Below are 6,699 nucleotides of genomic sequence, written 5' to 3' on the forward strand. Positions count from 1 at the left end.
ATTGATAGCTTCAGATAAAGTCCTGGCAAAACTGGATTTTGGCGCAGTCAGAGAACGGCTTAGGAATCATTGTATGCTTCCCGGAGCGAAAGAATTAGCGGAAGCACTTGCTCCGGAGTCTGACCTGCGTACCGTAAGGGCGTTGCTCCGCGAAACGGACGAAGGGAAAATTCTCCTTAGGATTAACCCTTTGTTTTCAGTCAGGGGAGCGCGGGAAATTCGTCCTTATCTGGAAAGATGTGACCGGGGAGGAACCTTAAATCCGGAAGAATTACTGGAAATCAGAGATACGTTGAAAACTGCCCGCCGCCTAAAGAATACGCTGATAGATGGCGGTCAGTCTGGAAAAGATCAGTACAGCGAATTATATGCCCTCAGAGAAACGGTCGATGGGATTGTACCTCAGAAAGAGATAGAAGATGATATCTCCCGCAGTGTCTCCGAGGACGGGGATATCAATGACCGGGCTTCCGAAGAGCTGGCCAGACTGCGGAAAGCGAAAGGGATAAGTCAGCAGCGGATCAAGGAAAGCCTTGACGGTATTCTAAGAAATCCGAGCTATCAAAAGATGCTTCAGGACAATGTCATTACAAGCAGAGGGGACCGCTATGTGGTTCCGATTAAAATGGAATACAGTTCAGCTTTTCCCGGAATTGTCCATGATCAGTCAGCCAGCGGTGCGACCCTTTTTATCGAACCGATGGCAGTGGTCCAGCTCGGCAATGAACTGAGGGAGATCACCCTGAAAGAGAACAGGGAAGTTCAAAAGATTCTTCAGCAGCTCACAGCAAAAGTTACTGCCAGGATTCCGGAAATCCTGCTGTTGAATGAAGCCTTGATTAAGCTGGATTTTATTCTGGCGAAAGCCCGTCTAAGTGAAGATATGGAAGCCGGGTCACCGCTTGTAATGAATAAACAGGAGGTCAAGCTGATCGGCGCGAGACATCCTCTGCTCACCGGGCCTGTTGTACCGATATCCGTCGGACTGGGGATAGATGATCAATTTCTGATCATTACCGGCCCGAACACCGGAGGGAAGACTGTGACGCTGAAGACGATCGGCCTTATGGCGGTGATGATGCAGTCCGGGCTGCATATTCCGGCTGAAAGTGAATCACGGCTCGGGATCTTTACCCGGATTTTTGTCGATATCGGTGACGAGCAGAGTGTCGAACAGTCTTTGAGTACGTTCTCCGCCCATATGACCAATATTGTTGATATTACCCGGGAAGCCGACAGCTGTTCCCTAGTTCTGCTGGACGAACTTGGAGCCGGGACGGATCCGGGCGAAGGGGCAGCCCTGGCCATGGCGATTCTTGCGGAATTATTGGAGCGCGGGAGCTGCGGGGTGGCTACGACGCACTACGGCGCGTTAAAGACCTTTGCCTACAATACGCCTCGGGTAGAAAATGCTTCAGTAGAGTTTAATCCGGAAACGCTCAAGCCCACCTACCGCCTGCTGATCGGTATTCCCGGACGCAGCAATGCCTTATCGATTGCCCAGCGGCTCGGACTTGGCAGTGGCATTCTGGAAAAAGCCCGCTCCTTTATCTCTGAGCGGGATACGAAGGAGAGCGATCTCCTGGAAAACCTCGAGGATACGCAAAGAGAGATTGAACTTAAAAAACGGAGTGTGGAAGAAGAGCAGAAGAAGGCTGAATATAAAGCCGCGGAGCTGAAGAAAAAGAATCTGGAACTGGAAGAAAAATACGAAGATATTATCCGCAAAGCCAAAGAAGAGGCTGTCGACGTTGTCCGTCAGGCCAGACTCGAAGCCGAAGGTATCATCAAAGAAATCAAGGAAGCCCAAAAGAAAGAACGGCGTGAACAGGAAGCGGCTCTGGAGAAAACACGTCAGGGGCTGAAAAAACTCTCTGAAAAGGTGTATGAAACCGAGTATACCGGAAAAAACAAATCCGGACCGAAGCCCGGGCAAGTAGAACCGGGGCAAACGGTCTATATGCCCAATCTTAGACAAAAAGGCCAGGTCCTGCAAAAACCGGATAACAACAATGAAGTGTTGGTCCAGACGGGTATCTTGAAAGTCAGCGTTCCGCTGTCTGAAATCCGGTTGGTCGATGAGACAAGAAAACCGGAACACTTTGCAAAAACCATTCAAGGTACTTTCGGGCTGAGCAAAGCGGTAAATCTCAGAAGTGAAATCGACCTCCGGGGAAAACTGGTCGAAGAAGGCATCCTGATGCTGGATAAATATCTGGATGATGCTGTGATTACAGGAATTAATCAGGTCAGCGTGATTCATGGCAAAGGGACAGGCGCCCTGCGGGCAGGCATTCATCAGTTCTTGAAGAGACATCCCCATGTTGCTGCTTACCGCTTAGGTGAGTTTGGCGAAGGCGATTCCGGGGTCACGATCGTTGAATTAAAGTAACCCAAACTAGCCACAAAAAAAACACTGCCGAGGTTATCTAAACCATCGGCAGTGTTTTTTTGAGAGGATTATTAATTACTGATTTCCAACGTCACGGGATTTGACGGAGGACCCTCTGTAAAAGAGTCATTGTCCATCAGAACACCCCAGAAGGTGTAGGTTCCGGAGACTGCTCCGGCACCGAAAAGATCTAAACGGTATTGAATCGTCCTCTTGTTTCCGTCTTCTGGCACATACGTTTCAAGATAGGATTGTCCCGGTTTCTTGATATACAGCTTAACAGTATATTTTTTACTGTTATAGTTGGAAACCGGAAGCTGAACAACCGTGCTCGATCCGTCATAATACGGAGAAGATAAAGACAACTGAGGAATACTTGAATCTCCTGCCGGTGGAGTCTCACCGCTGGTAGAGCTGCCACTTTCATTCACGTATTTGTCCGGAGCCTTATAGGGGGCTTCGTCCGATGGCCAGGTCACATCTTTAGGCCGCCCCAGAACGTTCAGGCAAAGCCTCGATACGGCATTCATGCTGCCTACGGGGGCTAAAAGATTGGGGTTATTAGCATCGACCATCACTTGGACCCAAACATCACTAACTTTTGTTGGAACACTGTCTGCCGCACATATTTCTGATTTAACAAATTCTGAAGGAGTCAGACTGCTTGGCAGAAGACCTGATTTGGAATCGAATTTTACGGTTGTAAGCCCTTCGGGACGGCTGATACTTGACTGAACTGCCAGTCCTTCGTGGGCAACCGTCATGACCTGTTTCCAGATGCTGGCCGGGTAGCTGCCGCCATATACCTTATACAGGTAATGGCTTGTATCTGTCTGATCATACCCCATCCAGACAACCCCCGCGTATTTTGGGCTATAGCCGGCAAACCAGGCATCGGGATTACCGGACCTATTGCCAAATTTAGCAGGATCCAGGGATGTTGTGCCCGTCTTACCGCAGATATACCAATTGCCAATCCGGGCCTTTGTGCCGGTTCCGTAGGTTACAACGCTCCTAAGGAGATCATTCATCAAATAGGCAGTGGTTTCTTTCATCACTCTTTTCTCGGAAGGCGTGTTTTCGACCAATGTTTTACCATCGGGGCCTAAAACTTTAATAACACTGTAAGGTTCAGCTTTGACACCGTTATTGGCAAATGTTCCGTAAGCTGAAGCCATCTGCAGGGTGGAAATATCAAATGTCCCGAGGGCCATACTTAATACTTTGTCATTGTTGGTTAGGGAAAGCCCCAGATTATTCTTGGCGAACTGCCAGCCGTTTTCAACCCCGAGAGAGCTTAAAAGTTTTACGGCGTAAACGTTTACAGAGTCCTCAACAGCTTCGCGCATCGTGATCAAACCCCGCCAACCGGAAGTAATTGTGTCATAATCCGTCGGGGCCCAGACAGTGCCGTCACCGTTATTAAATTTAACGGGCATATCATCGAATACTGTTCCAGGATAATAACCGCCGTGTTCAAGTGCCGGCGCATAGACAACCAGTGGCTTGGCAGTCGATCCAGGCTGCCTTTTGGACTGGTAAGCGCGGTTCAAACCCATCGGGGTGTATTCCCGGCCGCCTACCATGGCTGCGATCGCCCCGCTATCGGGCTCCAGTACAGTCATCGCACCTTGAACGGAAGTCCCGTCCTTACTGTTAGCAGGGAAATTCTTGGAGTCTGCAAAAGCTTCCTCGGCTTTGGTCTGGATTTTTGAATTTACAGTCGTATAAATCTTTAAACCACCGCTATAGATCTGTTCAGGTGTAAAGCCATATTTAGCCTGAAGCTCGGAAATTACATAGTCAACAAAATAAGGGTGTTGTTTGTTGCGCGTTGCAATTTCGGGCATTTGGACATTCTTTTGTTTGGATTTAACCTGGTCAACAAACGTGAAAGGTGTATCGACATACTTGTCATAATCAGCCTGTGTAATAATGCCATTGTCTCTCATCACACCCAGGACGATCGTTCGTCTTGCTTTGGCTTTTTCCGGATAAAAGTATGGGTCATAACCGCTTGGAGCTTGAGGGAGGCCGGCCAGCATGGCGATTTCAGCCGGATTCAGATCCTTAAGCTCTTTGTTAAAATAAGTCAAAGAAGCGGTCCGGATTCCGAAAGACGATTCCCCTAAGTAAATCCGATTCAAGTAAAAGGTCAGAATTTCGTTCTTGGTGTACACATGCTCAATCTGAAGAGCTAGAACGGCTTCCTGGATCTTGCGCGAAAGCTTCTGCGCCGTCGGATCTTCAATAAAAGCGTTTTTGGCGAGCTGAATCGTGATGGTGCTGCCACCTTCGACGACTTCGCCGGCTTTCAAATTATTAAAAGCCGATTTGATAATCCGGATCGGGTCTGCCCCAAAATGTTTATAAAACCGTTTATCTTCCACCGCGATAAACGTTTCCTTCACAGTGTCCGGAATGTCTTCATAGTCGACCAGCAGTCTGTTTTCGGAGGAGTGAAGCTGGGCAATCGAATTTTGTTCATTGTCATAGACCACAGAGGATTGTTTCTGACCTGTCAGCAGCTCAACATCTAATTTGGGGGTTTTTGCAACAGCAACAATTAAGTAAATACCTAAAATCACAATAAGTAGAATGATGATAAGAAGAGGAATTCTGAAGTAGGGTGTATTAAAAAACTTTTTTTCTTTTTGACAGGGTGAACCCGCCTGTTTTTCTGATCTGCATTACGGTTATGATAATCATTGTTATTAGCCATTTTTTGCCTCCTAGATAAAGACTTATTAATAAGCATTTAGATTAATAAGCTCAAAACATTATATCATATTTTAAAGGCTGTAAAAACAGTATCAATTTGGTAAGAGGTTGATATAAAATTTATATTTCTTTATAATATAAGATGCTTAAAGCGCAAAGAACTTTATATAGCACCATGTCAGCTCCAAATTTTATATATTCTGGTGGTGTATTTGATAAATTAATTTTATTATCCTTTATAAGGAAGATAAGGTACTTAAAGTTATATCGAAGAATGGAAGGAATGTTTTGAATTGATCAATTTAGACAAAGAAGTACAAAGACAAATGGAGATATTAAGAACAGGTGCTGCTGAGATTGTGCCGGAGGATGAACTGAAAGAAAAATAAAGAATTCCCTTTTGTCAAATAAACCGCTGACGGTTAAGCTTGGGCTTGACCCGACGGCTCCAGATATTCATTTGGGACATACTGTTCCTTTGCAGAAAATGAGACAGTTCCAGGATCTGGGGCATCAGGCAGTGATCATCATCGGAGATTTTACGGGCAGGATAGGTGATCCTACGGGAAAATCCGAAACTAGAAAGGCATTGACCGAAGAAGAAGTGCTTCGGAATGCGGAAACCTATAAAGAACAGATATTTAAAATTCTCGATCCCGCTAAAACAAGGATTGAGTTTAATGCCACCTGGCTTTCAAAGCTCAATTTTGAAGAGGTCATTAAGTTAGCTTCCAATTGTACGGTTGCCAGAATGCTGGAAAGAGATGATTTTGCCAAGAGATATCAGGAGGAACGGCCGATCAGCATTCATGAATTCTTTTACCCGTTGATGCAGGGCTATGACTCGGTAGCGCTGCAAAGCGACGTCGAACTAGGAGGGACAGACCAGAAGTTTAATTTACTTATGGGCCGTACGCTGCAAAAAGATTATGGGCAATTACCGCAGGTTGCTTTAACAACGCCAATCCTTGAGGGACTTGACGGCGTTCATAAAATGAGTAAAAGTCTTGGTAATTACATCGGAGTCTATGAAAGCCCCAGAGAAATGTTTGGAAAAACGATGTCTCTGCCGGACGAATTGATGATTCGCTATTTCGAATTGGTCACAAAAGTGCCTGTTGACGAAATTCGCCGTCTCGAAAAGGGCCTTGCTGACGGCAGCGTTCATCCGCGTGACTTAAAAATGCGTCTGGGATGGGAGATTGTCCGAATTTATCATGGAGATGCCGAAGCCGATCAGGCAAAAGACGAATTTATTAAAATGTTTCAGAAAAAAGAAGCACCAGATGAGATGCCTGAATTTAGCCTTGCGGAACTTGGTGCATCGAAGGACGGCACGATCGAACTGGTTACGCTGATGGTCAACGCAGCACTTGCCCCGAGCAGGGGAGAAGCCAGAAGACTGGTTGAACAGGGCGGAGTGAAGCTTAACGATGAAAAGCTCTCAGATTCGCAGGCTGCCATTCGTCTTTCGGCCGGTGATATCTTGAAGGTCGGCAAGAGAAAATTTATTCGAATTAGATCGTAGGATCGTATTAATTAAAAACGATCATTTTTCTAGAGACAAAGAACGCTCATTAATTCTT

General features: G+C 46.3%; 2 protein-coding genes and 1 pseudogene. 2 read left to right on the top strand and 1 reads right to left on the bottom strand.

The window, feature by feature from the left end; translation table 11 throughout:
- Position 1: 1 nt before the first annotated feature.
- The gene (locus DEHRE_RS01620; protein ID WP_019226886.1) at positions 2-2,392 is read left to right on the top strand and encodes an endonuclease MutS2; all 2,391 of its coding nucleotides are present in this window, start codon (positions 2-4) and stop codon (positions 2,390-2,392) included.
- A gap of 71 nt (positions 2,393-2,463) precedes the next feature.
- On the opposite strand, the gene DEHRE_RS01625 is transcribed toward DEHRE_RS01620, so the two are convergent.
- Positions 2,464-4,980: a transglycosylase domain-containing protein gene (locus DEHRE_RS01625; protein ID WP_025205085.1), complete on the bottom strand. Its 2,517-nt coding sequence runs from the start codon at positions 4,978-4,980 to the stop codon at positions 2,464-2,466.
- Positions 4,981-5,439: 459 nt separating this feature from the next.
- On the opposite strand from DEHRE_RS01625, the pseudogene tyrS reads away from it, so the two are divergent.
- Positions 5,440-6,641 (top strand): annotated as a pseudogene (gene tyrS, locus DEHRE_RS01630) (tyrosine--tRNA ligase).
- Positions 6,642-6,699: the final 58 nt, after the last annotated feature.

Origin of the sequence: Dehalobacter restrictus DSM 9455, assembly GCF_000512895.1 — a bacterium.
Taxonomy (GTDB): Bacteria; Bacillota; Desulfitobacteriia; order Desulfitobacteriales; family Syntrophobotulaceae; genus Dehalobacter; species Dehalobacter restrictus.